The sequence below is a fragment of the Streptomyces sp. NBC_00846 genome, assembly GCF_045207325.1.
Classification (GTDB): domain Bacteria; phylum Actinomycetota; class Actinomycetes; order Streptomycetales; family Streptomycetaceae; genus Streptomyces.
Map to the genome: position 1 here is coordinate 7041571 of NZ_CP108846.1, position 24043 is coordinate 7065613.

17 protein-coding genes are annotated in these 24043 nt (G+C 72.6%); 8 read left to right on the forward strand and 9 right to left on the reverse strand.

Annotated elements, in window-relative coordinates; all coding sequences use genetic code 11:
* Positions 1-17 precede the first annotated feature (17 nt).
* From OG936_RS32285 to OG936_RS32320, 8 genes are all read right to left on the reverse strand, one after another.
* On the reverse strand, positions 18-2984 hold the full coding sequence (locus OG936_RS32285) for a type I polyketide synthase (protein ID WP_406499471.1): 2967 nt from the start codon (positions 2982-2984) through the stop codon (positions 18-20).
* A complete protein-coding gene (locus OG936_RS32290; protein WP_406499472.1) occupies positions 2981-7021 on the reverse strand; it encodes an SDR family oxidoreductase in 4041 nt (1346 codons plus the stop codon). Before OG936_RS32290 ends, OG936_RS32285 begins: the two co-directional genes overlap by 4 nt.
* The gene (locus OG936_RS32295) at positions 7018-8628 is read right to left on the reverse strand and encodes a type I polyketide synthase (RefSeq protein ID WP_406499473.1); all 1611 of its coding nucleotides are present in this window, start codon (positions 8626-8628) and stop codon (positions 7018-7020) included. Before OG936_RS32295 ends, OG936_RS32290 begins: the two co-directional genes overlap by 4 nt.
* Positions 8625-10376 (reverse strand): fatty acyl-AMP ligase, encoded by a 1752-nt coding sequence (locus tag OG936_RS32300; RefSeq protein WP_406499474.1) that lies wholly within the window; start codon positions 10374-10376, stop codon positions 8625-8627. Before OG936_RS32300 ends, OG936_RS32295 begins: the two co-directional genes overlap by 4 nt.
* Positions 10373-11044: a methyltransferase domain-containing protein gene (locus tag OG936_RS32305; protein ID WP_406499475.1), complete on the reverse strand. Its 672-nt coding sequence runs from the start codon at positions 11042-11044 to the stop codon at positions 10373-10375. The genes OG936_RS32300 and OG936_RS32305 overlap by 4 nt, the downstream gene beginning before the upstream one ends.
* 61 nt (positions 11045-11105) lie before the next feature.
* Positions 11106-11645 carry a hypothetical protein gene (locus OG936_RS32310; RefSeq protein WP_406499476.1) on the reverse strand — a complete coding sequence of 180 codons (540 nt, stop codon included), beginning with the start codon at positions 11643-11645 and terminating at the stop codon, positions 11106-11108.
* Positions 11642-12526: a hypothetical protein gene (locus OG936_RS32315; RefSeq protein ID WP_406499477.1), complete on the reverse strand. Its 885-nt coding sequence runs from the start codon at positions 12524-12526 to the stop codon at positions 11642-11644. Before OG936_RS32315 ends, OG936_RS32310 begins: the two co-directional genes overlap by 4 nt.
* Positions 12527-12584: 58 nt before the next feature.
* The gene (locus OG936_RS32320; RefSeq protein ID WP_406499478.1) at positions 12585-13262 is read right to left on the reverse strand and encodes a thioesterase II family protein; all 678 of its coding nucleotides are present in this window, start codon (positions 13260-13262) and stop codon (positions 12585-12587) included.
* A gap of 372 nt (positions 13263-13634) precedes the next feature.
* On the opposite strand from OG936_RS32320, the gene OG936_RS32325 reads away from it, so the two are divergent.
* The 5 genes from OG936_RS32325 to OG936_RS32345 all read left to right on the forward strand — a co-directional run bounded on the left by OG936_RS32325 (position 13635) and on the right by OG936_RS32345 (position 19639).
* Entirely contained in the window at positions 13635-15272 is a 1638-nt protein-coding gene (locus OG936_RS32325) for a (2,3-dihydroxybenzoyl)adenylate synthase (RefSeq protein WP_406499479.1), read from the forward strand.
* Between the two features lie 95 nt (positions 15273-15367).
* The gene (locus tag OG936_RS32330; RefSeq protein WP_406499480.1) at positions 15368-16714 is read left to right on the forward strand and encodes a salicylate synthase; all 1347 of its coding nucleotides are present in this window, start codon (positions 15368-15370) and stop codon (positions 16712-16714) included.
* Between the two features lie 134 nt (positions 16715-16848).
* Positions 16849-18411: a DHA2 family efflux MFS transporter permease subunit gene (locus OG936_RS32335; RefSeq protein WP_406499481.1), complete on the forward strand. Its 1563-nt coding sequence runs from the start codon at positions 16849-16851 to the stop codon at positions 18409-18411.
* An 86-nt stretch (positions 18412-18497) separates the two neighbouring features.
* Positions 18498-19145, forward strand: coding sequence for a TetR/AcrR family transcriptional regulator (locus OG936_RS32340; RefSeq protein WP_406499482.1), 648 nt, complete (start codon positions 18498-18500; stop codon positions 19143-19145).
* A gap of 59 nt (positions 19146-19204) precedes the next feature.
* A complete protein-coding gene (locus OG936_RS32345; RefSeq protein WP_406499483.1) occupies positions 19205-19639 on the forward strand; it encodes an ester cyclase in 435 nt (144 codons plus the stop codon).
* Positions 19640-19878: 239 nt separating this feature from the next.
* On the opposite strand, the gene OG936_RS32350 is transcribed toward OG936_RS32345, so the two are convergent.
* A complete protein-coding gene (locus tag OG936_RS32350) occupies positions 19879-20985 on the reverse strand; it encodes an NlpC/P60 family protein (protein WP_406499484.1) in 1107 nt (368 codons plus the stop codon).
* Positions 20986-21240: 255 nt separating this feature from the next.
* Here OG936_RS32350 and OG936_RS32355 point away from each other — a divergent pair, with 255 nt between their 5' ends.
* From OG936_RS32355 to OG936_RS32365, 3 genes are all read left to right on the forward strand, one after another.
* On the forward strand, positions 21241-21477 hold the full coding sequence (locus OG936_RS32355) for a hypothetical protein (protein WP_406499485.1): 237 nt from the start codon (positions 21241-21243) through the stop codon (positions 21475-21477).
* Between the two features lie 157 nt (positions 21478-21634).
* A complete protein-coding gene (locus OG936_RS32360; RefSeq protein ID WP_406499486.1) occupies positions 21635-22150 on the forward strand; it encodes a GNAT family N-acetyltransferase; N-acetyltransferase in 516 nt (171 codons plus the stop codon).
* Positions 22151-22771: 621 nt separating this feature from the next.
* The gene (locus OG936_RS32365) at positions 22772-24001 is read left to right on the forward strand and encodes a cytochrome P450 (RefSeq protein WP_406499487.1); all 1230 of its coding nucleotides are present in this window, start codon (positions 22772-22774) and stop codon (positions 23999-24001) included.
* Positions 24002-24043: the final 42 nt, after the last annotated feature.

A 24043-nucleotide genomic window follows, 5' to 3' on the forward strand; every position in this document is an offset into this window, starting at 1 on the left:
AATTTGAACAGCGGTGTTCAATTTATGTGGTGGGCGAGGCGGCGCGCGGTGGGGTGCTCGAAGACGTCCTTGGGGCGCAGGATCAGGCCATGTGCGCGGGCCTGTGCCGCCACCTGGTTGGCGAGCACCGAGTCGCCGCCGAGGTCGAAGAACCCGTCGTCGGGCCCGACGTGGGGAACGCCGAGCACCGCCGTGAGGATGCCGGTCAGGATGCGTACGGCGTCGGGTGCGGCGGCCGGATCGTCCTGCACCGGAGGCACCGCCGCCCCCGGCGTGTCCGCCTCGTCGGTGAAGTCGTCCCGCGCCCAGGCGGCTTCCGTCCAGTGCCGCACCCGTCGAAACGGATACCCGGGGAGCGGGACGGGGCCCTCGGTGCCGTGGCGGGCCGACGTCCAGTCGACGTCCACGCCGGACTCCCACAGCAGGCCCAGCGCCCGCCCCCACGTCTCGGCCGCCGCCGCGGACTCCCGCGCATGCGGCAGCATGCTCACCGCGCGGTGCTGCCGCGACCACCGGTCGCTGCCCCGCAAGGTCGGGCCGAGCACGCGGCCGGGGCCGGCCTCGGCCACCATGCGCCCCTCCCCGGTGAGCAGGGTTCGAACGCAGTCCGCCCAGCGCACCGTGGCACGCAACTGCCTTGCCCAGTACAGCGGATCGACCGCCTCGGCGTCCGACAGCCAGGTGCCGGACACGTTCGAGACGAGGGGCAGCGACGGCACGTGGAAGGCGACCGTGCGGGCCACGTCGGCGAACCGCTCGGCGGCCTCGTCCATGGCGGCGCTGTGGAAGGCGTGCGCCGTGCGCACCGCGGTCACCTGCACTCCGCTCTCTTCCAGCCGCCGGGCGAGACGGCCGGCCGCGTTGTGCGGGCCGGCCACGACGCAGGCCTCGGGGGAATTCACCGCAGCCAACTCCAGGCCGCTGCCGACCAGGTGCTCGCGCGTGCGCTCCTCGTTGAGCGGCACCGCCAGCATCGTGCCCGGTGGTGCGGCGTGCATCAGGCGGCCACGTGCCGCCACGAGCCGTACCGCGTCGGCGAGTTCGACCACACCGGCCAGGCAGGCCGCAGCGTACTCGCCGATGCTGTGACCGCCCACGGCGTCCGGGCGCACCCCGTACCGTTCCAGCGTGCGGGCCAGGGCGTACTCGACGGCGAACAGCGCGGGCTGCGCCCTGTCCGTACGGCGCAGCTCCGCCTCGTCGGAGCCGAACAGGGCGTCCCGGATGTCCGAGCCCGCAGGACCGGCCGCGAACAGCCTTGCGCATCGGTCGAGTTCGCTCCGGAACACGTCGTCGTCGCGGTACAGGTCCGCACCCATCCCGGGGTACTGCGCGCCCTGCCCCGGAAACACCAGGACGGGGCTCAGCGGGCGGCGCGGCACGGGCAGCACCGTGCGGTCCTCCCGCAGGAGCCGGGCGGCATGGTCGGGCGTGCGCGCCGCCACCGTCGCCCGGTACGCGAACCGGGCCCGGCCCTCGGCGAGCGTGTAGGCGACGTCGCCGAGGCCGGGGGTGCGGCCTTGCCGCCCGTCGAGGGCGTCGGCGAGCTGGAGCCGGGCATCGAGCAGGGCCTCCGCGGTGCGGGCGCTCAGCGTCAGCACCGGCACCGCGCCCGTACCGTCGGCGGGCGCGGACCGGGCCGGAGCGGGCGGCGCCTGCTCGACGATCACGTGGGCGTTGGTGCCGCCGACGCCGAGCGAGCTGACACCCGCGATACGCGGCCCGGGGGCCGGCCACGGCCGGGTCCGTACGGCCACCTCGAACGGGGTTCCCGCCAGGCCGAGTTCGGGGTTCGGGGCGGTGAAGTGGGCGGTGCCCGGGACTGTGGCCGACTCGAGCGCGAGCACCGTCTTGATCAGGCCGACGACACCCGAAGCGGCCTCCAGGTGACCGATGTTGCCCTTGACCGATCCGATCAGACAGGGGGACGTGCGGTTGCCGTGCGGGTCGAGGGCCTGCCGCAGGGCGGCCATCTCCATCGGATCACCCAGCGCCGTCCCCGTGCCGTGCGCCTCGACGTGGCCCACCGCGTGCGGATCGACACCGGCCACGGAGAGGGCCTCCGCGACTACCGCCGCCTGCATCGTCACACTCGGAGCGGTGAACCCCATCTTCAAGGAGCCGTCGTTGTTCACCGCGGTGCCCCGCACCACGGCGCGGATCCGGTCACCGTCCGCCAGCGCGTCCGTGAGCCGCTTGAGGACGACGACCCCACCGCCGCTGCCGAACACCGTGCCGTCGGCCGCCGCGTCGAACGGGCGGCACCGCCCGTCCGCGGACATCATCGAGTCCGGCTCGTACAGATAGCCCGTGCGGTGCGGCACCTTCACCGTCATGCCGCCCGCCAGTGCCACGTCGGACTCCCCGCACAGCAGGCTCTGGCAGGCGAGATGCACCGCCACCAGGGAACCGGAGCATGCCGTCTGCACAGTCAGGGCGGGCCCGCGCAGATCGAGCGCGTGGGCGACCCGGGCGGCGAAGAAGTTCGGGTCGGTCAGGGTCAGCGCGTGGATGAGCGCGGGCGACGTGCCCGCCCCCAGGAACTCCTGGGGGCGGTGCCGGGAGAGCAGGTTGTACCCGAAGTAGCCGCTGAACGACGGCGCGCCGAACACGCCGACCGAGCCGTCCCGCCGGGCCGGGTCGTGCCCGGCGTCCTCGAGGGCGTGCCAGCAGCACTCCAGGAACAGGCGCTGCTGCGGGTCCATGGCCGCGGCGGTGGCGGGCGGCAGCCCGAAGAACGCCGCGTCGAACTCCTGGTACCCGTCGAGCACCCCGGCCCGGCGGACGTACCCCGGGTGGTCGAGCACCGGCCTCGGTACGCCACCGGCCAGCAGCTCCTCGTCCGAGAGGTCGACCAGGCCCTCTCGCCCCGCGCAGATGTCCGCCCAGAACGCGTCGACGTCCGCGGCGCCGGGGAACCGCCCCGCGATGCCGACGACGGCCACCGCCTCGTCGTCCGGACGCCCGTCCTGTGGTGTGCTCACTGCTGTGTCCCCCTCTGTCGTCCCTTGCCCCGCCGGGCTCGTGCGGCGTGCAGCCGGGCGGCCCGTCCGTCGGTCCGGAGCGCAGCGTCGCGCACGCCGTCGGCGACGACCAGACGCGGCCCGGCGCCCGCGGCCCGCGGCCACAGCGCGGCCGCCACCTGCTCGGCCAGCTCGTCGGCGCTCGCGCCCTGCAGCAGCCGGGTCACCGGGACGTCCACGGCGAAGTCCGCGCGCAGCGTGTTCTTGATCCGTACCGCTGCCAGCGAGTCGAGGCCGAGATGGACCAACGGCCGTCCGGCGACGCGCTCCGCCTCGGTGAAGCCGAGGACGCGCGCCACGCTCAGCAGCGTCCTCGCGCGCACGGCGGCGGCCCGCTGCCGCGGCTCCAGGGCGTCGAGGGCCGCCCGGTCGAACGCGTCCGGCCCGCCCTCGGCCCCGGCGAACAGTTCACCGAAGAACGATGAGGTGCGCGCCTGCGGATGGACGCGGGCGAACTCGGCGCCGCTGAGCCGGACCACACCGGTCCGCGGCGCGTCCCGCGTGAGCAGGACCTCCAGCGCGGCGAACCCCTCGCGCGCGGTGAGCGCGCCGACGCCCTCCACGGCCTTGCCGCGCACCGCGCCGATGTCGCTCCACGGGCCCCAGTTGACGGCGAGGGCCCGCTGCCCCGAGGCCCGGCGCAGGGAGACGACGCCGTCGAGGAACGCGTTGGCCGCGGCGTACGCGCTCTGCCCGGCCGAGCCCACCAGCGAGGCGAGCGACGAGTAGCCGACCCACCAGTCGAGGTCTGTCGCCACGGTCGCCTCGTGCAGCCGCCAGGCGCCCATGGCCTTGGGCGCCCACACCCCGTCGAGACGCTCGGCGTACTCCTCGGTGACCAGGGCGTCGTCGAGCACGGCTGCCGCGTGCACCACACCGCGCAGCCTGGCCCCGGTCGCCTCGACCGCCGCGACCAGGCGCGCGGCCGTGCCGGGCTGCGCCACGTCGCCGTCGACCAGCTCGACGCGGGTGCCCATGGCGCGGAGCGCCGCGAGTTCCCGCTGTGCCTTGTCGCCGAGCGGACCGCGGCCGCCGAGCACCACGGCGCCCGCCCCGCGTTCGGCGAGCCAGCGGGCGGTGGCCAGGCCCAGGCCCCGGGTGCCGCCGCTGACGAGGTAGCCGCCGCCGGGCCTGACCGCGATGTGCGGCCGGGCGTCGGGAGCGTCGGGAGCCACGACGAGCCGTGCCGCGTACCGCTGCCCGGCGCGCCAGGCCACCTCGTCCGGGCCGTCGGGGGCGAGGATTTCGGCGGCCGTCCGGTGCGGATCGGTCGCCTCGTCCACGTCCACGGTCCTGGGCCGCAGTTCGGGCCGCTCCTGGTGCAGCGAGCGCACCGCGCCGCGCAGCGCGCTCTGCGCCGGATCCGGCCGGTCGCCGGCGAGCACGGCCTGGGCGCCGGCCGTCACCACGGTCAGTGCGGGCGGCAGCGTGCCCGACTCCTCGTGGGTGCGTAACAGACCGGCGGCTGTCCGCAGCAGCGCCGCCACCGCGCGCCTGCCCGCGTCCGGCACCGGCTCGGCGTCACCTCTGGCGGGCCACGCCGAGAGGACCACCAGGTCCGCCGTGCCGGCGGGGGGCGGCGGGCCGCTGTCGGGCCGCACCGTGCAGCGCGCCCCGGCGGTGGTGAGGGCGGCGACGAGGGCGGTCAGGCGCGGGTCGCCGTCGGCGGGCGCGTCGGGGTGCAGTACCAGCACGCTGCATCCGTCGCCGAACGGGGCGCGAGGCGCCGGCAGTTGCTCCCACCGCACCTCGTGCAGCAGCGGTGCGACATCGACCGGTAACGTGTCCTCGCCGACCGGGCTGAGTCGCACCCCCGTCAGGGACGCCACTTCGGTGCCGTCCTCGGCGTACACCCGTACGTCGGCGAGCAGCCCGCCGTGCACGGGTCCCGGGCTCAGCCGGGCCCGGCTCACGAGCGTGTCACCCGGAGTGCCGGTCACCCTCAACTCGCCCACTCCCGTGGGTAGAAGAGTGCCTTCGATGCCGGGCGGCAGGAGCGCACCGAGCCCGTGCAGACACGCGTCGAGGAGCGCCGGGTGGAACACGAGCCGTCGGTCGCGCGGCAGCACGGCGGGCCGCTCCACCCGACAGACGACCGTGCCGTCGGCCACGTCCACCTCGGTGACCGCCGCGAAGGCCGGGCCGTGTTCCTGGCCGAGGGCGCGCAGCGCCGCGTACACGTCGGCGGGCTCGCGGCGCTCGCCTTCGCCGGGGGCCGGTGCGCCGGGCGCGGGGACCGGGGCGGTGGCGCGGCGGACCCGGGCGGTGGCGACGACGTGCGCGGACGAGGCGGCGCCCGCGGAGACGGTGACCGTCCCGGCGTCGGCGTCCGGCTCCTCGTCGAGTGCGGTCGTGACCGTTGCCACCGGCGCCAGCGGCAGCAGCCGCCGGAACTCCAGGTCGCTCACCGCTACCTGCCCGGGTGCGGCGCCGAGCGCCTCGCAGGCGGCGGCCAGCACCAGCTCCGCGTAGCCCGTGCCGGGCAGCACCGGGACTCCGTGCACCTGGTGGTCCGCCGCCCACGGCACCGTGTCGCGGCTGACGCGGCTCTGCCACACATGGCGCACCGGCACGCCCGGCAGCACGATGTGCCTTCCGAGCAGCGGGTGCTCGGCGGGTGCGGGCAGGGTGCGGCGGCGCGGCGGGAAGTCCTGGCGCTGCCAGGCGTACGAGGGCAGGTCGGCCAGGCGTCCGGTGGGCACCGTCTGCCGCGGCAGCGGGAAGCCGGCGCAGTGCAGTGCGGCGAGCGCCTCGCCGAACACGGTGGACAACTGCGCACCGCGCTGCAGCGTGCCGATCACGGTGCTGTCGTCCGGGCGGCCCCCGCCGGCGTCGAGCAGTGTCTCCAGGACCGACTGGGCCACCACCGGGTGCGGCGACACCTCGAGGAACACCCGCAGTCCGTCGTCGGCGGCGGCGCGCACGGCCTCGGTGAGCCGCACGGGCCTGCGCAGGTTCTGTGCCCAGTACGCGGCGTCGAGCGCGGGCCGCTGCCGGGGGTCCTCCGAGGTGGCGCTGTAGTACGGGAGCCGGAGTTCACCCGCCACCAGGTCGGCGAGGCCCTCGTGCAGATCCGCGAGCAGCGGGTCGACCAGGGGGCTGTGCGCCCCGATCCGGACCCCCGGCACCAAGCGGGCAAGGAGTTCCTCGGACTGGCACTCGGTCACGAACTCCGCGACCACGTCGGGGCGCCCCGCCACGACGCAGGCGCGGGGCGACGAGTGGACCGCCACGGAGATCCCGGTGCGGCCCGCGAGCCTGGCGCGGGCGGTCGCGGCGTCCAGCTCCACGAGGGCGGTGGCCCCGGTCCCGGCGAGCCGCCGCTCCATCAGCCGGGAGCGGCGGCAGATCACGCGCGCGCCGTCCTCGGGGCTCAGGGCGCCCGCGACGACGGCAGCGGCGACCTCGCCCATCGAGTGGCCGATCACTGCGGCGGGCTCGACGCCCGCGCCGCGCCACATCTCGGCGAGCCCCACCTGCATCGCATACACGGCCGGCTGTACGTAGTCCATGCCCGAGCCCACGAGGCCCGGTGCTGCCAGCAGGGACCGCAGCGAGATTCCGCTCTCGGCCCGGACCACGGGTTCGATGCGGTCCACGAGTGCGGCGAACTCGGCATTCCGGGCCAGGAGTTGGCGACCCATGCCGTCCCACTGCGAGCCGTGCCCGGAGAACACGAAGACCGGGGCGCTGACGGCCCCTTCGGCCGCCCGGCCGCGCTGCGCGCGCGGCCCGGTCTCCGCCCCGTCGGCCACGGCGCGCAGCAGCCCGACGAGGGTCGTCCGGTCCGGTGCGCGCAGCACCAGGCGCTCCCTGAGGTGCGCGCGGCGCAGCGCCAGGGTGTGCGCCACATCGGTGAGCGGGGTCTGTGCGCCCTCGTCGGTCAGCCAGTCGGCGAGCCGGCCCGCGCCCGCGCGCAGCGCGTCGGCCGAACGGGCCGAGAGCGCGAACAGCAGGTCTTCTCCGTGCACTTCGGTGTCCAGGGCTGAGTGGTTCATACGAAGCTGTGCTCCTGCTCGGTGGCCGGTGCCTCGACCAGTACGGCGTGGGCGTTGGTGCCGCCGAAGCCGAACGAGCTGACACCGGCTGTGCGCGGCTGTGCGCCGCGCGGCCATGGGGTGGGGTGGTCCACCACGGAAAGGCCCAACTCGCCCAGGCGGATACGATCGTTGGGCTCGGTGTGGTGCAGGGTGGGCGGAATGAGTCCGTGGTGCAGTGCGAGCACGCACTTGGCGAGCCCGGCGAGCCCCGCGGCGCCCTCCAGGTGACCGAGGTTGGACTTGACCGAGCCGATGCGCAACGGATCGCCGGGGGCACGGTGCCGGCCGAGCGCCGCGCCGAGCGCGGACGCCTCGATGGGGTCACCGAGCGGTGTGCCGGTGCCGTGCGCCTCCACGTAACCGCTCTGCGCCGGGTCGAGCCCGCACTCGCGCCACACGGAGCCGATCAGCTCCTCCTGGGCGGCGGGGTTGGGCGCCATGAGGCCATTGGAGCGGCCGTCCTGGTTGACGCCGGTGGCCCGTACCACGGCCAGGATCCGGTCCCCGTCGCGCTGTGCGTCGGTGAGCCGGCGCACCACGGCCACCACACAACCCTCTCCTCGTACATAGCCGTTGGCTCTTGCCGAGAACGGGCGGCAGCGTCCGTCCGGGGACAGTGCCCCGCTCTCCATGAAGTTGAGCGTCACGCCCGGCGACAGGAGCAGGTTGACGCCGCCGACCAGGGCCGTGTCGCACTCCCCGGACAGCAGCCCCTGCCGCGCCAGGTGCAGTGCGACCAGCGACGAGGAGCACGCGGTGTCCACCGTCAGGCTGGGCCCGCGCAGGTCGAGCACGTACGACAGGCGGGCCGCGAGGACGCTCAGGGCCGCGCCGGTGCCGGTGCGGGCGGTGATCGAGGGCAGGTCCTCCAGGGCGCCGCGGCCGTGGTCCTCGCTGCAGGCGCCGACGTACACGCCGGTGCGTCCGAGCGCCCCGGATGCGGGCGGCAGGCCCGCGTGTTCCAGCGCCTCCCAGGACACTTCGAGCAGCAGCCGCTGCTGCGGGTCCATCTCGGCGGCCTCGGCCGGCGCGATCCCGAAGAACTCGGCGTCGAACCCGGTGACATCGGACAGGAACGCGCCGTGCGGATTGACCCGGTCGACGGCCTCGGCATGCGCCGGGGACAGCGCGCGGTACGTGTCCCAGCGCCCCTGCGGGACCGTGCCCACCGCGTCGGTGCCGGTGCTGAGCAGGTGCCACAGGCCGGTCGCGGAGTTGGCGCCGCCGGGAAGTCGGCAGCCGAGGCCCACGACGGCAAGGTCGTCCGACGGTGCGGCGGACCCCGGCGTGGCGCTCAACTGCTCGGCCGCATCTTCCATATGTGCCACGTCCGACGTGGAACAGCCGAGGAATGAAGCCAGTTGACGGATCGTCGGATACTGCCACAGCAGGGTCGGCGCGAGCGTGCGGTCGAGCAGTTCCTCCAGTTCGCCCGAGAGAGCCACGGCGTCGCGCGAGGCGAATCCGTAGGAGTCGAACGGCGCGTCGGGGTCCACGGCGGCGTCGGGGATGCCGGCCCGCTGAGCGACGCGCCGGATCAACAGACGGGTCAGGTCCTCGGTCACCGCGCACCGTCCACGGCGGCGCCGGTGAGCGCGCCCGACAGGTACAGCTCGCGGCAGGCGGCCCGGCGGATCTTTCCGCTGGTCGTCTTCGGGATGGTGCCGCGGCGCACCAGGAACACGTCCGGCACGTCCAGGGAGTGCCGGCTGAGCAGGGCCGTCCGCACGGCGGCGCGCACCTGCCGCGGGTCCTCGACCTCCCGGGGCCGGTCCAGCTCCGCGACGACGACGGCGCGTTCGGCGCCGTCGCCGGGCAGGGTCGCGCAGAACGCGGCGACATGCCCGCGCCGCACGGCCAAGTCTGCCTCCTGCACGGTCAGTTCGAGATCGGGTGGGTGATGGTTGCGCCCGTCCACCACGATCAGGTCCTTCAGCCGGCCCGTCAGATACAGCTCGCCGCCGTGCAGGAAACCCAGGTCACCGGTGCGCAGCCAGGAGCCCCCGGCGTCGAACGGCGCGTCGGCGAGGGCCGCGCCGAACACCTCCGCGGTGCGCTCCGGGCGGCCCCAGTACCCGTTGCACACATTGGCGCCGCGCACCCACACCTCCCCGGTGCGGCCGTCCGGCACTGTCGTACGGGTCTGTGGCGCGACGATCCGTACGTCCTGGCCGGCGGGGACGCCGCACGCCACCACGGGATATCCGGCGGCGTCGGACTCCGGCAGGATCTGCACGCGCTCCTCGGCGAGCGCGGCCCGGTCCAGAGTGAGCACGCGGGGCGCGGCGGGCGTGCCAATGGTCACGGCGAGCGTCGCCTCGGCCAGCCCGTAGCTGGGGCAGTGCGCCTCGTGCCGGAAGCCGTGCACGGCGAACCGGTCGGTGAAGCGGCGCAGGGACGAGCCGTGCACCGGCTCCGAGCCGTTGACGACAGTGCGCAGCGCGGAGAGGTCGAGGCCCTCGCTGCCGCGCTCGGTGACGCGGTCCACACACAGGTCGAGTCCGAAGTTGGGTGAGACGGTGTGGGTGCTTTGATGCGCCGACATCAGGCGCAGCCAGCGCGCGGGCTGCTGCACGAAGGCGAACGGCGGCATCAGCACGGCGGGCACCTGCGCGATCAGCGGCACGGCGATCATCAGCAGGAGGCCCATGTCGTGGAAGAACGGCAGCCACCCGGCGATCCGCGCCCCCTCGTCGATGCCGAGCCCGGCCCGCAGTTGGGCGGCCCCGGTGGCGAGATTGCGGTGCGTGACCTCGATGCCCGCCGGGCTCCGGGTGGAGCCCGACGTGTACTGGAGGTACGCCGTGGCGTCGGTGTGCTCCACGACGGGCAGCAGCACCGAGCGGACCCGGGCGGGCTCGACGCGGTCCACGCACACCACCCGGGGCGACCGGTCGCCGGGCAGCTTGCCGCTCAGGGCCCGCGTCTCCTCCTCGTAGGGCGTGGTGGTCAGGACCACGGCGGGCGCGCAGTCGGCCATGGCGAGCTGGAGCCGCTCGTCGGTGCGGAAGCCGTCCGGCGCGTACAGCGGCACGGCGAGCATCCCGGTGTACAGACAGCCGAGCAGCGCCGCGACATAGTCCGCGGTGTGCGGGCACAGGATCGCGGCGCGGTCGCCCGGTGTGCCGAAGGCGCTGAGCGCTCCGGCCACGGCCCGGGCCCGGGTGTGGAGTTGGCCGTACGTCAGCTCCTGCCGGGTGCCGGCGCGGTCGGTGGAGTAGTCGACGAAGGTCATCGCCACGGTGTCCGGGCGGTGCCGTGCGGCCTCACGGACCGCGGCCACCAGACCCGGCGGGGCGCTCGGGGTACTCACTCGCCTGTCACCTGCTGTTCCTTCGGCCGCGCGCTGCCGCGCGCGTACGGCGTGTTGGTGGGGTAGCGCGGCCAGGGGCGCACGAACTCGTGGACCTGGACGTCGTATCCGGCGTCGCGCAGCGCGCTGAGCAGCCTGCGGTTGGCGTGGCAGCCGCCCGCGACCCGGCGCCACAGCGGCGCGAGCACGTCCTGGAGCAGTCCCACCGCCCCGTGCGTCCGCACGTGCTCGAAGAAGATCAGCCGGCCGCCGGGCCTGAGGACGCGTCGGATCTCGGCGAGCGCGGCGTTCAGGTCGACGACCGTGCACAGCACGAGCGTGCACACGACGGTGTCGAACTCATCGTCGGGCAGCGGAAGTTGCTCGGCCCAGGCGTCCACGACGGTCACGTCGAGGGGGAGCGCGGCGGCCTGACGCTCCAGCTTGGCCCGCATCTCGCTGGCGGGTTCCACCGCGACGAGCGAGTCGGCCGACGTGTAGTAGGGAAGGTTGGCACCGGTGCCGGCACCGACCTCCAGGACCCGGCCGGTGAGGCCGCCGCACATCAGGGTGCGCAGCGGCCGGCCCCAGGTCTCCTCGGCGCGGCGGGTCATGGCGTCGTAGTAGCGGGCGAAGAACCGGCCGCTGCGGCTCTCCAACTGTGGATTGAGGTCCGTGGTGGTGCTCATGATCGAAATCTCCTGCGGAGGTCGTAAGCCGTAAGGGGAGGAAGCCGTGGGAGCGCAGGGCTCAGGGGCACCAGGGCTCGGGGACGCGGGCGTCCTCGTGGGTGAGCCAGCGCTCGAAGGCGGCGAGGTCCGGGACGATGACGTCGGAGCAGGACAGCACCGCGAGGTTCTGCCGCATGCCGGTGACAGCGACGACGGTGCGGCCGGCCCGGTGCGCGCTCAGCATCTCCGCAGCCGTGCCCATGCTCGGCTCATGGCCGGGAAGCCAGGCCACGCACACGTCGCTGTCCCCGGCGAGCACGGTCAGCCGGTGGAAGGTCTCGGTGAGCAGCCGGACCGCCGGGTCCAGGCTCGCCCGCCGCACTTCGGGCGTGGCGGCCAGCGCCGCGTGGCCGGTGAGGATCGCCGTCTCGTGCTCACCGATCCACTCCCGCATCAGGAGTCCGGGGTCGTGCACGACGGCGTCGGGCCGGTGGGCGAGGATCGCGCGGCGCAGCACGTCCCGGTACCCCTGGTCGGCGAGGTCGGCCCCGCCCCTGGCACCCTGCATCAGCCCGGCGAGGAAGTACGAGCGCGGTCGCGCCGCCGCGGTGGTGGTCACGCGTCCTCCAGGGAGTACTCGGGTACGTCCAGACCGGTGGGGGCCGCGGCGTCGTACAGGGCGGCGGCGGAGAGCAGGTGGTCGACGATCTCCTCCGTGGTGGCGAGCAGCGCATCGGCGACGCGCTCGAGCTCACCGTCGAAGGCGGCCTCGCCCCAGCGGCTCACCACGCCCTGGTTGTCGCGGGTGATCAGGGCCTGCGGGTCGGCGAGGCGGCTGCGCCGGTCCGCGGTGAACGGCAGGGCGATCTCGCACAGGCCGTCGTCGGGGTGCACGGCCCGGATCGACAGGTTGTTCTGCTCGGGGTGCAGCAGCAGTTCGCGCACCAGCGGCGCGGGCACGGGGAGTTCGCCGACGGTCTCCTCGGGCCGCATGGTGTACGCACGGTGCGTGACGGTCTCGCCCAGGCGCGGGCTGTAGCGCAGGTACTGCAGGCGCAGCACCCCGCTGTCGGGCTCCCACGCGGCGCGCAGCGTGGACGGCGCGGGCGAACCCTCCGGGCGGCGGCGTGTCGGATAGGCGTCGGCGTCGGCGTGGACGGTGCCGTCCACCGCGTCGCCCCGGTCCAGGCGCAGCAGGGCGCGGTGCATCAGATACGGGTCGAGGACGGTCAGGGCGTCGCCGTCGTCGTGCAGCGCGCACACGTGCCGCCCGCCGACGCGGTACTCGACCTCGACGCCGGTGCGGCGGGCGACGCGCTCGCCGATGGCGAAGGTCTGCCAGGCGCAGGCCGTGCCGAAGCGCTCCGGCGACGAGCCTTCCCCGTAGTGGATGTGGTACTGCGCGGCACTGTTGTAGGGGATCTGGGTGAGGACCTCCGTGTGGACTTCCTGGAGCACCTGCGGGTCCAGGGGTGTGCGGTGCGGGGCGGGCGCCGTCATGGGCTGCCTCCTCGGATCCGAGTGGGAGTGGTCGTGGGGCTCGTCGCGGTGGGCGGGCTCAGCGGGCGGCACCGGCCAGGCCGAGGCCGGTGAGCAGGAAGGCGATCAGCTCGGTGCTGCGCATGAGGGCCGGCCCGTCGCCGCGCAGGGCGCGCAGGGTGAACGGGCCGGTGGTGCACGGCTGCCAGCCCTGCGCGTGCCGCGTGGTGACGTTCCGGTCGTGGGCGCCCACGAGAGCGGTCACGGGGCACCGCAGCGGTGGGCCCGGCCGGTAGCGGGCCCGGTAACGCTCCGCGAGCCGGATGTCGGCCTGTGCCGTGGCGAGCGGCACCCCGTGCGCGGGGCGTGCCGCGCCCTCGTCGGGAGGGCCGGGAGGGGGGTCCTGGTGCGTGGGCGCGGCTTGCGCGCAGACGTACAGGGCGCGCGGCGCCGCGCGGTGCGCGGTCTGGAGCAGATGGGCCGTCTCAAAGGCGACGCAGGCCCCCATGCCGTGCCCGAAGAGCACCACGGGCGGGTCCGTGGCGTCGGCTGCGGTCAGTTCGGCGGCGACCGGCTCCGCGAGTTCCCCGAGGTGCCGCGGCAGCGGATCGCCGAGGCGCTCGGCGCGCCCCGGGTACTGCACGCGCGTCAGCGCGACGGAGCGGGGCAGCAGATTCGGCCACTGTGCGAAGAGCTCCGTCGTGCCGCCCGCGCCGGGGAAGCACACCAGGCGGAGGGCCGGGCTGTGCTGGAACAAGGGAACGCGCCCCCTGGCGATGGTGGGATGTCCGGATACGAGGCCGACGGATCGCCGTGCAGAAAATGATGCCCGCGAAAATAATGTCGAGATATCTATCGTCGCCTCTTCCGTGGCGCCGATATTGGGCGGTCCAACGCCTTCGCCCACAGAATTTACGCCCGTCGGCGCCGCCCATAAAGGGGTGATAGTCGAACGGGTAATACCCCTCCCGGGTAATGGGATGCATTTCCCAATATGTCCCCTTCTGGAGGGCTGTGGGAGGCGGCTGTCGCGTGTCATGATGCCCGAGAAAATAAACAGGAAAGTCAATTGCGGTGTCCTCGTCGATTTTCCTGCGCGTCGTGAACCTATCGATGAGCGGAGCCCTTCGTGGATGTTATTGCGTGGCCCGATGCGTATGCCCGGCGATATCGGGAAGCCGGTTACTGGCAGGACCGTCCGCTGGGCGACTTCCTCGCGGAGCACGCCCGCACACTGGGCGACAGAACGGCACTCGTGACGGAGCGCGGCAGCGTCGGCTATGCCGAACTCGACCGTCGGGCCGCCGTGCTCGCCCGCGGTCTTGCGGACCTGGGCCTTGCGCGAGGCGACCGCGTCGTCGTCCAACTGCCCAACACTGAGGACTTCTTCGCCGTTCTGTTCGCGGTGGTGCGGATCGGCGCCGTGCCCGTCCTCGGGCTGCCCGCCTACCGCCGCAGCGAGGCCGTGCACCTGGCGCGGCACAGCTCGGCCGCGGCCTACGTGCTGCCCGACACCGACCCCTCGTCCGGCTACGACTACCGCAAGCTCGCCGACGAGGTCACCGCCGAGGTCCCCACGCTGCGCCACGTTCTGGTGGCCGGCGCCCCGGGGCCGCACACCGCCCTCGCCGACGTGGAGCGGGCGGGTGAGCGGGCACCGGAGCCGACCGGTGCCGGAGCCGACCCGACGGCGCCCGCGGTCCTCCTGGTTTCCGGCGGCACCACGGGCCTGCCCAAGCTGATCCCGCGGACGCACAACGACTACGCGTACAACATCCGGGCCAGTGCGCAGGTGTGCGGCTTCGGTCCCGACACTGTCTATCTGGCGGCGCTGCCCGTGGCGCACAACTTCGCGCTCGCCTGCCCCGGCGCCCTCGGCACGCTCCTGGCCGGCGGCACCGTGGTGCTCGCGCCGTCACCCGACCCGGACACCGTGTTCCCGCTCATCGAACGCCACAAGGTGACGGCCACGGCCGTTGTGCCCCCGCTTGCCGCGCTGTGGTCGCAGGCCGCCGAGTGGGCCCCCGAGGACCTCGGTAGCCTGGCGCTGCTCCAGGTCGGCGGCGCCCGGCTCAGCCCGGACGTCGCGCGCCGGGTCCGGACCGGGCTCGGCTGCGAACTCCAGCAAGTGTTCGGTATGGCCGAGGGCCTGCTGTGCCTGACCCGCCCCGGCTACGCGCCCGAACGCGTCGACACCACCCAGGGCCGGCCGTTGTGCCCGGACGACGAACTGCGGGTCGTCGACGAGGACGACCACGACGTTCTGCCCGGCGGGACCGGCGAGCTGCTGACCCGCGGGCCCTACACGCTGCGCGGCTACTACCGTGCGCCGGAACACAACAGAACTGCGTTCACCGCCGACGGCTTCTACCGGACCGGCGACCTGGTCCGGCTCACCGCCGACGGCGACATCGTCGTCGAAGGACGCAAGAAGGACCTCGTGAACCGGGGCGGTGACAAGGTGTCCGCGGACGAGCTCGAAGGGCATCTGCGCGCCCACCCCGACATCCTCGACGCCGCGGTCGTGCCCGTGCCCGACGAGTACCTGGGCGAGCGCACCTGCGCCTGGGTCGTCCCGCGCGAGGGCCGCGCGGACCTCGAGGTGGGCACGCTCGATGCCTTCCTGGAGGAGCGCGGCGTCGCCCAGTACAAGAAGCCGGACCTCGTCCGCCTCGTCGACGCCCTGCCCGTGACCAGCGTGGGCAAGGTCGACAAGCGGTCGCTCGCCCGCCGTGCGGCCGAAGCCGGTGACCGTCCACAGCTCTGAGACCCACCCGGGCCGCACCCCTAGCCCCGGGCCCGCTCCTGCGTTCCACCGTGATCCTGCGCACACCACGCGCGCGCCGCACCGAGGAGACAGCCATGCCCACGGCTCTGCCGTCGCACACCCGCGCCCCGTTCACCGGAACCCCCGTCCAGGCCGCTGTCCGGCTCGCCGAGCACGGACCGCACGACCAGTACGTGGTCTACGAGCAGGAAGGCGCCTGGTGGTACGCGGGTGGGGTACGCGCCTCGCTCGTGGTCGACCGGGACCACGTCACGCTCGACCGCGGCGACGAGCGGATACGCGTTCCGTGGCAGGGCGATCCGCTGGCGGTGGTGAGAGAGCTGCTCGCCCAGCTGCCGCAGCAGGAGTGGCGGGTCTACGGCTGGGCGGCCTTCGAGCTGTCGTACGCCCTGGCCGGTGAGACGGAGGGGCTGGGCGAGGCCCCGCTGATGCACCTGGTCCTGCCGTGCAGCGAGGTGCGGATCGGGGCGGACGGCGCCCGGTTGCGATGTACGGACGAGGCGGACGCGGCCGCGATCGGCGCGCTCCTCGCGGCCGAGCCCGCCGCGCCCACCGCCGAACACGTCCCGCTCGGCGTCGATCTCGCCGAGCCGGTCGGCGAGTCGTACCAAGAGGGGGTCAAGCGGGCCGTGGCCGCCATCCGGGACGGCGACCTGCAGAAGGTGATCCTTTCGCGCGCCGTACCCGTCGCCGCCGAACTCGACCTGCCCGCAACCTACCTGGCGGGGCGTGCGGCCAACTCCCCGGCCCGCTCCTTCCTGTTGCGGATCGCCGGAGTCGAGGCCGCGGGCTTCAGCCCCGAGACCGTCGTCGAGGTCGCCGCGGACGGCAACGTCTCCACGCAGCCGCTGGCCGGGACCCGGGCGCTGACCGGGGACGACGCCGCGGACGCGGCACGCCGGGCCGAACTGCTCGTGGACCCCAAAGAAATCTACGAGCATGCCATCTCCGTCCAGGTGGCCTGGGACGAGATGACCGCCGTGTGTGCCGAGGGCTCGGTACGGGTCGATGAGTTCATGACCGTCAAGGCGCGCGGCAGCGTGCAGCACCTGGCGTCCCGGGTCGCGGGGCGGCTGCCGCAGGGCGAGCACGGGCCGTGGCCGGCGCTCGCGGCCGTCTTCCCCGCCGTCACCGCGTCCGGCGTGCCCAAGGCCGCCGCCTACCGCACCATCCGGGAGCTGGAGGACGGGCCGCGCGGCCTGTACAGCGGCGCGGTCCTCGCGGTGGGCAGCGACGGCTCGCTGGACGCGGCGCTCACGCTGCGCACGGTGTTCCGCGCGCAGGGCCGCACCTGGCTGCGAGCCGGCGCGGGCATCGTCGGACAGTCCACGCCGGAGCGGGAGTTCGAGGAGACCTGCGAGAAGATGCGCAGCGTTTCGCGCACCCTCGTGCAGGCGCGCACGGCCGGACAGAGCGAGTAAATCTTTACAGACGTGTTCGACCTATGGGGGTGGCCCGGGATACGCTCGCCCTTGACAGTGTTGTTCAATTTTAGGAGTGCTCCGTGCCGCCCCCGCCTCGCACCGCCGCTCCCCGCACTCCAGGCGGGCACCCCATGCGTTGGCCGATCCTGGCCGTGCTCTGCCTGAGCCTGCTCATCGTCGGCCTCGACGTCACCGTGCTGAACGTCGCCCTGCCGACGCTCGTCGACGAACTCGGCGCCTCCACCAGCCAGTTGCAGTGGTTGGTCGACATCTACAGCCTGATGGCGGCCGGCCTGATGCTCTTCGCGGGCAGCGTGGCCGACCGGTTCGGCCGCAAACCCCTCTTCCTCTGCGGACTGCTGCTGTTCACGGGCGCGTCGGCGGCCGCCGCGTACTCCGGCTCCGCCACGCAGCTCATGGTGGCCCGCGGGGTCATGGGTGTCGGCGAGGCGCTGATCATGCCCGCGACCCTCTCCATCATCGGCGTGGTGTTCACGGAGCCGGCCGAGCGGATGAAGGCGATCGGCCTGTGGTCCGCGATGATCGGCGTCGGGCTCGCGCTCGGCCCGCTCATCGGCGGCTGGCTCCTCGGCAACTTCTGGTGGGGATCGGTCTTCCTGATCAACGTGCCCATCGGTGTCATCGCCCTGATCGTCGCCCTGAAGATCGTGCCCAACTCCCGAGCGGCTGCCCGCAGTCTGGACCTCGTCGGAGCGGTGCTGTCCGTCCTCGGTGTCGGCGCGCTGCTCTGGGCCATCATCGAAGGACCGGTCAAGGGCTGGACGAGCGACCCGGTACTGATCGCGTTCGGCGCGGCCGTCGTTCTCCTTGCCGCCTTCCTGGTCCGGGAGCGGACGGCCCGCGATCCCATGCTGCCGCTCGGCATCTTCGCCCACCGCCGGCTCGCCGTCGGCAACATCCTGGTCTTCCTCGGTCTGCTCTCGCTGCTCGGCGCCCTGTTCGTCATGGTGCAGTACCTTCAGTTCGTCCTGGGGTACGACGCCGGGGAGACGGGTCTGCGGATCGCGCCGACCGCGCTCATCATCCTGGTCGCGGCACCGCTCGCCTCCTTCCTCGGGCAGCACCTCGACACGCGCTGGCTCGCCGCGACCGGCCTCGCGTTCGCCACGGCGTCCCTGCTCATCCTGGCCACTACCCAGGACCAGGACGGGTACGGGCAGGTGCTCGCCGCGATGCTCTGCCTCGGCGTCGGCGCCGGATTCATCATCGGCCCCACGAGCGACGCGATCGTCGGCTCGCTCTCCGACGACGACCTCGGCGTCGGCTCGGCCACCAACAGTGCCTCCGTGCAGCTCGGCTCGGCGCTCGGCGTGGCCGTCCTCGGCAGCCTGCTCTCCGGCGCCTACCGCGACGACCTCGCGGACAGCGCGTCCGCCGCGCACCTTCCCGAGGGGGCCCTCGACGCCGCGGGCGACTCCGTCGGCGCGGCCCTCGCCGTCGCGGGGGAGGTGCCGGGGCAGGCCGGGCAGGCGTTCGCCGAAGCGGCGCGCTCCGCGTACGTCTCGGGGATGGCGCCTGCCATGTTCACCGGGGCCGCGGTCGCCGCGGCGGGCATCCTCGTGGCCATCCTGCTGTTCCCCAAGGGGAGGGCCGGCGACACCGCGGCACCGGCGGGGGACGACGCCGCGCGCCCCGTGGCCGAGCGCCCCGATTCCACGGCCGTCGGCCGGTGATCACGTTCCCCGGACAGCCGCGCCACGTCGGCGACGTCGCCTCGGCGTCTGGCACCACGGGTAGGAGGTGACATACGCTCCGCTCCATGCCCACGTCGCCACAACGAGCCCGCAAGTCTCCGACCGCAACGTCAGCGACCAAGGCCCCGGCGAAGACCGCCGGCACCAGGCGTCGCGCCGACGCGGAGCGGAGCATCGCCGCCATCGTCACCGCCGCGCTCGAATGCTTTCGCAAGGATCCAGGAGTGAGCCTGACCGCGGTGGCGAGCGCCGCCGGGGTCAGCCGCGTGACGCTGTACGCGCACTTTCCGTCCCGGGAGACCCTCCTCGAGGCCGTGCTGGCGCATTCCGTCGAACGCGCCGACGCGGCCCTGGCCTCACAGCGGCTCGAGGAGGGGCACGCGAGCGAGGCGTTCTCGCGGCTGGTGCAGTCCAGTTGGGGCATTTTGGAACAGCATGCGTTTCTGCTCGGCATCTCCGAGGGCATCGTTCCGGCGGCCCAGTTGCGCAAGCACCACGCCAAGGTTCTCGGCCGCGTCGAAGCCGTCCTCAGGCGCGGCCAGGAGGAGGGCGCCTTCCGTACCGACCTCCCCACCAGCTGGCTGGTCACCACGTTCTACAGCCTTCTGCACGCGGCGGCGCTCGAAGGCCAGCAACGGCACCTGAAGAAGAAGGACATCCCCGGGATCCTCGACAGCACACTCGCCTCGATCCTCAGAGCGGACACTGCCTGACGGTGGTGTGCGGCTCAGCTCTCCCCCCGGGGCCGCACACCACGAGAAAGCAGCCAGACATGCATGCTCACGAAACGCTCGTCCGCCGTTGCCTGTCGGCGATCAGCACCGCCGACGCGGACGGTTGGCTGGCGTGCTACACGCCCGACGCCGTCTCGCGGGACGTACCCCTCGGTTCGGTCTGGAAGGGGCACGCGGAGCTCGCCGTGGGAGTCCGCGGCTGGGTCACGGCGATCCCCGACACTCGCATGGAGATACGTTCCCTGTTCGCCGACGACCGGCACGGCACCTGCGAGTGGACCATGGCGGGCACCCTGAAAGGAGCCATGGACGGACTCCCCGCGCCGATCGTCGAGGCGGCGCGCGGCAAGAGCTTCACCATCCAGGGGGTGACCGTCTACGAGTTCTCCGCCGACGGCCGCATCAGCCGCGAGTCCCTCTACTGGGATCTGGCCCGCATGCTCGGCCAGTTCGGGCTTCTCCCTCCCCTGTGACGTGCCTTTGTGACATGCCCGTCGGCCGGAAGGAAAAATGATGCCGGCCCGAAGCGCGCAACGGTTCGGGCCGGCTCCCGGCACGATGTGATCGTCGACCGTCACGCCACGCCCTTGGCCGATTCCCTGACCCGCGGACTCGATTGTTCGATCAGACGTCCTGCCCGCCGGTGACCTGTGGTCTCCGGCGGGCAGGACAGCAGGTACGGGGGCGCGGGAATGCGCCCGTCCGGGCGTGGTCAGATGCGCACCGCGGCCTGGAAGCCACCGATGGTGTTCATCGACTCGTAGCGGACGTAGGTGCCCGAGTACGGGGCGTGCAGCACGGTGTTGTTGCCCGCGTAGAGGCCCACGTGCGTCGTGTTGTTGAAGAAGACCAGGTCGCCCGGCTTCAACTGGCTGCGCGCGATGCGGGTGCCCTGGTTGATCTGGGTGTACGTGGTACGTGTGATCTGGGCACCGGCCTGGGCGTAGGCCCACTGGGTCAGGCCCGAGCAGTCGAAAGAGCCGGGGCCGGTGGCGGAGGGGGAGTACGGCATGCCCAACCGGGTGTGCGCGGCCTGGAGGGCGGCGGCGCCGAGGCCGGAGGCGGGGGCTTCTTTACCGAGGCCGGAGGCGGGGGCCCCGTTGCCGAGGCCGGAGGCGGGGGCCCCGTTGCCGAGGCCGGAGGCGGGCGCCCCGTTGCCGAGGCCGACCCGGTTACCGGCGGCGCGGCTGGCGCGGAGGTCGTCCGCGCGCATCTTGTCGCGCTCGGCCTGGGTGAGGGTGTTGAGCACCTCGCGCGCCTCGGCGAGCTTGACCTGCTGCTGCTTCTTCTTCTCGCCGAGCGTCTTGCGGACGTCCGCGAGGTTGCCGAGCTTGTCCTGGGCCTCCTTGCGCTCCTGCGCGAGGACCCGCTGCTTCTCCTGGATCTTCGCCAGGGACTCGGTCTGCTTGGCCGTCAGCTGGTCGAGGGCCGAGGCCTGGTCGAGGAAACTGTCCGGGTCCGAGGCGAGAAAGAGCTGCACGGAGGGGTCGATGCCTCCGGAGCGGTACTGCGCGGCGGCGAGCGAACCGAGGCCGGAGCGGAGCGTGTTGATCTCCTGCTGACCGCGGGCCACCTTGTCCTGCAGGGCGCTGACCTCCTTCTCCAGCTTCTCCTGCTTCTCCTTGGCCCCGTTGTACTGCTCGGTGGCCGCCTCCGCCTCGTGGTAGAGCTTGTCGACCTTCGCCTTGACCTCGCTCTTGGTCGGCTTGGGGTCGGCCTGGGCGGTCTGGGAGGTCAGGGCCACGGCCGCAGCGGCGGTCGCGGTGAGCACGGTTACGCGGGTGCGGCTCGGCTGCTTGGGACGACGGTGGGACGCCATGAAGGCGAGCTCCTTCTTCCTCGAGCCGCCTACCGGGCTATGGGGGGAAGCGAATCCCCGGCTCCGTGCACGTCACGGACTCGGCGGTGTCTTCGCTGTCACCCCGATTGGGTGATCAATCGCGCGAAGGTTCGAGGCTCGACCTTAGTGACCATCTTGTGATCAATTCAAATCCTCACAGGAAGAATCTCGTCCCACGAGGTACTTCCTGACTCGCATCACACGGCGTGTAGCGGCGACTTGACGGTCCGTTCCGTGTTTTCCGGCAAGTCGCAACAAGTCTCGCTGGACGCGCGAAAGCCGCTTCAGGGGCAAGACGGATGCAACGGGCCTGGCCCCCGCCTTCCGTCACCCGGTGGCCACCGCGCGGTCGGTGAACAGAGCGCGGTCAACGACCTGTGCCTGCAAGCCCTGGTCGCCACATTCGCCACCGGCACGTCCATCGTCGACGACAAAGCCGACCAGTCCGCCGTCACCGAAATCCTCGACTGAGCCAAGGATGCGGGTTCACCAGGCGGATTGGCTGCCGGGTCGCCGAAGGCCGCTTCAGGTCGCTTCAGGTCGCTTCAGGTCGCGCAAAGGAGACACGAGACCGCCGATGGTCGTCATGTCGGATCATTTGAGCAGTCCAGGGAGCAAGGAGAAGCCCATGCAGTTGCGCAACGTCCAGCTTGATGACGTCGATGCATACGTCAGAATGCGGTGCGATCCCGCCATGATGGCCGACCTCGGCGGACCACTGCCACGCGAAGGTATGGAGGACAAAGTCCGACGCGACGTCCACAAGGCAGCGGCAGATCATGACTGGACCAAGATGATCATCCCTGACCCCGCCTCCCCTGAACTCGTGGCAGGAACGGTGACCCTATGGTCCCACGACGCCGAGGACGGACCCATGTCGGAGATCGGATGGATGGTCCTGCCGGAATTCCAGGGACGCGGACTGGCCAAACTCGCAGTCCGCACCTTGCTCGAACAGGCACGGGACGAGGACCGCTGGGGGCTCGTGCACGCATTTCCGGCAACGAGCAACGGCCCTTCGAACGGCATCTGCCGATCTCTCGGCTTCCAGTTCATCGCCGAACGCAATGTGACATTCGCGGACCGAGTTCTACAAGCCAACCACTGGGCCATCAACGCCGGCACTGCCCTCACACGAAGGTGATGTCCCGCCACGTCGGGATGGGGGCAGCAGCGTGAGGTGCTTCCAAGTCTTGGGGGGCTGGAAGGTTAATGCCAGGTGACAGCCGGGGGTGTCGGAAACCGGGGGAATGGCGTCGGGATCAGGCGCGAGCTGTCGCAGGTTCGGATTCTGCCGTTCCGACTCATACGAGTCGCAGGTCAGAGGCCGTATCGGGGACATCCGGGACGGCATCTCGGCTGTTTCGTGGCCTGCTGTGGTCCCTGACTCGGCTTGAGGCGGACAACTTCGCACGACGCGGCACGGATACAGGTGGATCCTCGGTGTCCGGCGCGACAACGGAGTTGTGTCGCGGAGGTGAAGACCGGTTCGTTCAGAAACCAGAGAACTCCCCTGTGGCGAGAGGGTGTTCGGGCGTTCGGGTGGCTTCCGGGCTCATGCGGGTCGTGCGGGCCGAAGGCGACACCGCCGCCGACGGTGCTCGCGGCAGCCAGGAAGGTGATCGACGGACCGCTGTTCACGACCCGCCGAGTGGGGCTCGGGCCGTCGTCCCTCCGATGGCGCCCCCATCCCTCTACGCTGGGACATATCACCGTTAATATCTCAAACGAGTACGAAGAGGTGTGATGCCCCATGGGAGGCGTGATGAGCCGGCAACCGGTCCTCCTGCCCTATACCGACCCGGCCTTCGTGGCGGATCCCTTTCCGCTCTACCGGCAACTGCGCGAGGACGGCCCGGTACGGCGCGCCGTCATCGCGGGAGGGCTGGAAGCCTGGGTGGTCACGCGGTACGAAGACGGTCTCATGGCGCTGTCCCACCCGCAGCTGAGCAGCGATGTCCGTGATGCGTCGGATCCCCGGCTCATCGAGCGGCTGCCCGCCGCCGACCAGGAGTCCGTGCTGCGCAATATGCTGCGCACCGACCCACCCGACCACACCCGCCTGCGTCGCCTGGTCTCCAAGGCGTTCACCGCGCGCAGGGTGGCGGAGCTGCGGCCCCGGGTCCAGGAGATCGCCGACCGGCTGCTCGACGAGATCGTGCCGGCCGGCCGTGCCGATCTCGTCGAGAGCTTCGCGCTGCCGCTCCCGGTCACCGTGATCAGCGAACTGCTCGGGGTGCCCGTGGCCGACCGGCACGACTTCCAGCGGTGGACCGACGACATGATCCTGCAGGGGGCCGAGCCACCGGACCGGGCCCGGGTGGACGAAGCGTGGCGGCACATGCGCGCCTACCTGACCGGACTCCTGGAGACCAAGCGGGCCCGCCCCGGTGACGACCTGCTCGGCGCGCTGATCGTCGCCCGGGACGAGGAGCAGCGGCTGGATGAGGAGGAGCTGATCGCCATGGCCTTCCTGCTGCTCGTCGCCGGATACATCACCACGGTCAACCTGATCGGCAGCGGCATCGCCGCGCTGCTCGCCCACCCCGACCAGCTGCGGATGCTGCGCACCGATCCGACGCTGCTGCCGGGCGCGATCGAGGAGTTCCTGCGGTACGACGGACCGGTCAACCCCGGCATCGCCCGGTTCGCGCGCGAGGACGTCACCATTGCCGGGGTGGACATCCCCCGCGGCGCGACCGTGTTGGTGGCCTCGGCCATCGCCGACCGCGACCCGGCACACTTCCCCGAACCCGACCGCCTCGACATCACCCGGCAGGACAACGCCCACCTCGCCTTCGGGCACGGCATCCACTACTGCCTGGGCGCGCCGCTGGCCCGGCTGGAGGGTCAGATCGCCATCGGCACCGCCCTGCGCCGACTGCCCCGTCTCACCCTGGCCGTGCCGCCCGGGGAGCTGCGGTGGCGGCCGGGCGGGCTGCGCGGCCCCGAACACCTGCCCGTCACCTTCGCCGCCGGTGCCCGGGACCGTTAGCGCACACCGCCGGCGCCGACGGCGTCGTGCGCCGGCGCCCCC

Coding starts and splice junctions, on each gene's coding strand:
- OG936_RS32315 (WP_406499477.1), bottom strand. CDS start 12,526: ATGACGGCGCCCGCCCCGCACCGCACACCCCTGGACCCGCAGGTGCTC.
- OG936_RS32350 (WP_406499484.1), bottom strand. CDS start 20,985: ATGGCGTCCCACCGTCGTCCCAAGCAGCCGAGCCGCACCCGCGTAACC.
- OG936_RS32365 (WP_406499487.1), top strand. CDS start 22,772: ATGAGCCGGCAACCGGTCCTCCTGCCCTATACCGACCCGGCCTTCGTG.
- OG936_RS32360 (WP_406499486.1), top strand. CDS start 21,635: ATGCAGTTGCGCAACGTCCAGCTTGATGACGTCGATGCATACGTCAGA.
- OG936_RS32305 (WP_406499475.1), bottom strand. CDS start 11,044: ATGAGCACCACCACGGACCTCAATCCACAGTTGGAGAGCCGCAGCGGC.
- OG936_RS32340 (WP_406499482.1), top strand. CDS start 18,498: ATGCCCACGTCGCCACAACGAGCCCGCAAGTCTCCGACCGCAACGTCA.
- OG936_RS32345 (WP_406499483.1), top strand. CDS start 19,205: ATGCATGCTCACGAAACGCTCGTCCGCCGTTGCCTGTCGGCGATCAGC.
- OG936_RS32330 (WP_406499480.1), top strand. CDS start 15,368: ATGCCCACGGCTCTGCCGTCGCACACCCGCGCCCCGTTCACCGGAACC.
- OG936_RS32335 (WP_406499481.1), top strand. CDS start 16,849: ATGCGTTGGCCGATCCTGGCCGTGCTCTGCCTGAGCCTGCTCATCGTC.
- OG936_RS32290 (WP_406499472.1), bottom strand. CDS start 7,021: ATGAACCACTCAGCCCTGGACACCGAAGTGCACGGAGAAGACCTGCTG.